We start from the raw sequence: 3,653 nt of genomic DNA on the forward strand, positions 1-3,653 counted from the left end.
CCTTCATGTATATATGCCCCTAACAAGAAATCTTTCAAATAAGTCTGTTGAGGCGTATAAACAGTCATTAAAGGACTATATTTCTTTTTTACAGCATAATAAAAACATAAAAAAGGAAAATATCGTTTTTGATATGTTCACACGAGAATATATTAGCGATTTTATCATTCATTTAAGAACTCTTGGAAAGGCAAATAAAAGCATCAATTTGAAGGTTACAGCCATTCGCTCCTTCTTAAAATTTTGTTCAGAGGAGGATTTTGAATTAAGAGGGGTATATGAAGAGGCAAAATCCATTAAAAACGTAAAGATAGAAAAGAAGCCTATCGAATATCTTCAGGAAAATGCTACAAAAGCAATTCTGAATGCTTATGATGGAAGTTCTGCAAAATCTCGCCGGAACAGAATGATGCTGATCCTTCTTTACGATTCAGGGGCCAGGGTTCAGGAACTTTCAGATTTGAATTTAAGCTCTCTTCACTTAAATGTAAAAAATCCGTATGTTACTCTGATTGGAAAAGGAAGAAAGACAAGAAACGTCCCGCTTTTACAAAAAACGGTAGAACACTTGAAAAAATACCTGTCTGAGTTTCATTCTGACGGAGAGGAAAAGCCTTTATTTTATTCAAATCTTGATAATAAACCGCACCGGATTTCAACAGACAGTATTTCCTTAATTCTAAAGAAAGCTGCAGAAATCGCAAAAACAAAATGCATTGAAGTTCCTGACAAAGAGAAAATCCATTGTCATCTTATCCGCAAAACACGGGCAATGGATCTTTTCAAGAATGGAGTACCTTTACCATTTATAATGCAATTATTGGGACACGAAAGCATGTCTACAACTTCAGGATTTTATGCGTTTGCAACTCTGGAGATGATGAGTGAGGCCATAAAGAAATCCTCCCCTGAGATTTTAGATGTTCAGAAACAATGGAAAACTGATGAGTTCAGGGAAGTGTTATATTCATTAGATTAAAGAAAACTATGCCGAAGAATCATGTCAAAAATCTTTATAATAGAAGTATTTATGATAGTTTTTCGGCATAGTTTTTTCTTCGGTATAATCTGAAAGGAAATTCAAATGCGGCAATTTTTTCTATTCTTCTTTCTTTGATTTGATGTGAATCACTTTACCTGTACGTTTGATTCCATCATTTTTCTTTTCTTCACCTTTTTTGCGGTAAATCTTTTTCTCGCCGCCCAAAGCATATTTTGCTTCTTTAGCGGCCTTTTTTTCTGCACGAAGTTTAGCACGTTCTTTGCGATCTTTATCGATAAATTTAAGGGAATCTTCAAGACCTGCAAGAACTTTCTGCATGTCCTCTGCGAAAATTGAAATCTGATGGCGGTCAAAATCAGAACCGTCTCCCTTTTTGCTTTCGACAATCTGCAAGAATACATCACCAGCCCGATTTTCTTTTACATTGAAAAAATAAGAGCGGTTGTCCAACAAAACCTGAGTTGTAAAAAGTTCTCCACGGATGCTCATTTTGACCCTTCCTTGAAAATGTAAGATTGAAATATACGCATTTTATAACATATATTAACTTTAATTGCAAGTATTGTCAGTTTGAAAAAAAATAAAAGTTGAGTTAAGATTTATTTATGCAGAGATTTTTTAAGTTTCTTTTCATATTATTTTTATCGGCAGTTCTCCCACAGAGTATTTTTTCAAAAGAAACAATAAAACTGGCCAAAATCGAGGGAAATGCTCTTTATGAAGAAAATATTTTTCATCAGAGCTATCTTCAGCACATTTGTGATATTATTCAGCGTTATACAGGTTTCTCAATCGAATTTATTCCTCTGAATGAAGGAGAAAGTGTTTCTGCCTTAAAAAATGGAATTGTAGATGTAGTTCCATTTATGCATATTGAAGAAGGTAATGATTTTTTCTATACAGATATTCCTTCTGCAATAGGACATATTGTTGTTGCTTCAGACAGAAATATCGCAGAAATAACTTCAGCCGGCAGTACAAGAAACCCAGATGTTTTTTCATATGCAGAATCTTTATCAAACGCAGCAATTATCCCTTATTCAAAAAGGCAGGACATTTACAGAGATTTATGGGAAAGGAAAATCGACGCTTTTGTAGAATGTGATCTCATAATTCCACATTTTTATAAAACAATCGAAGTTTTAGAACCATATTATTATCATCTTGCTGTCAGAAAAACTGACCGGTCTTTATTTAAAGCAATCAACACAAGTTTTTCCCTTTCAAGCGAACTTGAAGCTTCAAAAGGCTTATCCACAAAAAAAATGATTGCTCCGCAGATAAAAGAAAACTGGCTTACCTTCACACCAATCGAAAAATCATACATTTTAAAACGAAAAATACTGAAAGTAGCAATTCTGGATAATATTCCTCCAATTTCTTACAGCTCAGTAAATTCACTAAAAGGTATTTGTATTGATTCCTTCAAAATAATCGAACAAATAACCGGGTTCAATATTGAACCGGAAATTGTAAAATCATATGAAGAAGCATGGACTTTACTGGAGCAGCAAAAAGTTGATGCAATTTTTGCCGGAATTGCACTTAAGCCCAAAACAAAAGAAAGCTACACGCTTACTATTCCATATATTCACTCTACAGTTATGGCTGTAGGAACAAAAGCTCCACAAAAAACGGAAAAAGGTCCGTCTGAAATTTATTTGCCGGAAATTTATCGTTTTTTTGAACCTATGATCCGGTCAATGAATCCATTTGCAGTAAATATTAAGTATTGTAAAGAAATGTCCGAATGTATCGATAACATAATGAACAATCCGGATTCTGTTACTTACATGTCAGATTATGAAAGCATGTATTATGAAAATCTTTACAGTTCAGGTACTTTTACGATTGTTCCTACAGGAACCCCGATTCCTTTATCACTTATCATAAAAAAAGACAGTGAAAGTCCGATTCTTTTAAGTATTCTGGATAAATCAATTGCTTCAATTGCTCAGCACGAAAACGAAAGAAATTTTCTAAAATATGTTGAAGAAAACAATGAATTTTCAATAACAAGATTTACAGCACGTCATCCTAAAAAAGCAATTATTATCATAATAATAATTGTTTTACTTATTTCATCAACGATTTTTATTGCAGCCTTTAATCATCTTCGTAATAGAAAAAACAAACAGATTATAAATTTCATGAATAAAGCTAACCGCGATTCAATGACAGGACTTTTTAATAGAGCTGCTTATAAATCATTTGTAGAAGAAATTCTTTCGCACCATACCGGAAAAGAACGGGAAAATATGGCTTTAATCATGATTGATATAGATAAATTTAAAACTATTAATGATACGCTCGGTCACTCAACTGGCGACGAAGTAATTATTACTGTCGCAAAAACACTGCAGCATTTTTTCAAACAAAGCGATTTAGTATGCCGTATGGGCGGTGATGAATTTTCAGTATTTTTACTTAATTTTATAAATAAAGAGTTACTGAATCTAAGGATGCAGGAGCTAATCAAAGAATTTGCACTAGTTTTTCCAAAAGAAAAATATTCAGTGCCTGTTTCCTGTTCAATCGGCATATCGATAGCAAAAGAGGGAAATAACTTTGATTATCTGTATAATCAGGCTGACAGTGCACTTTATAAAGTAAAAGAATCCGGCAGAAACAGCTTCAGCTTTGCTGAATA

The 3,653-nt window shown here is 33.3% G+C and carries 3 protein-coding genes; 2 read left to right on the forward strand and 1 reads right to left on the reverse strand.

The window, feature by feature from the left end:
• Window positions 1-979, forward strand: a 979-nt coding sequence (locus tag ACKI5B_RS07210) for a tyrosine-type recombinase/integrase (protein ID WP_407427266.1), incomplete at its 5' end; no start/stop codon positions are given.
• Window positions 980-1,099: 120 nt separating this feature from the next.
• Here the strand turns inward: ACKI5B_RS07210 and ACKI5B_RS07215 are convergent.
• Window positions 1,100-1,492, reverse strand: coding sequence for a DUF3276 family protein (locus ACKI5B_RS07215; protein ID WP_407427268.1), 393 nt, complete (start codon window positions 1,490-1,492; stop codon window positions 1,100-1,102).
• A gap of 116 nt (window positions 1,493-1,608) precedes the next feature.
• Between ACKI5B_RS07215 and ACKI5B_RS07220 the strand changes: the two genes are divergently transcribed.
• Window positions 1,609-3,653 (forward strand): diguanylate cyclase domain-containing protein (locus ACKI5B_RS07220; RefSeq protein WP_407427270.1); only part of this gene is annotated, 2,045 nt, incomplete at its 3' end.

Source organism: Treponema sp. (assembly GCF_045657965.1).
Classification (GTDB): Bacteria; Spirochaetota; Spirochaetia; order Treponematales; family Treponemataceae; genus Treponema_D.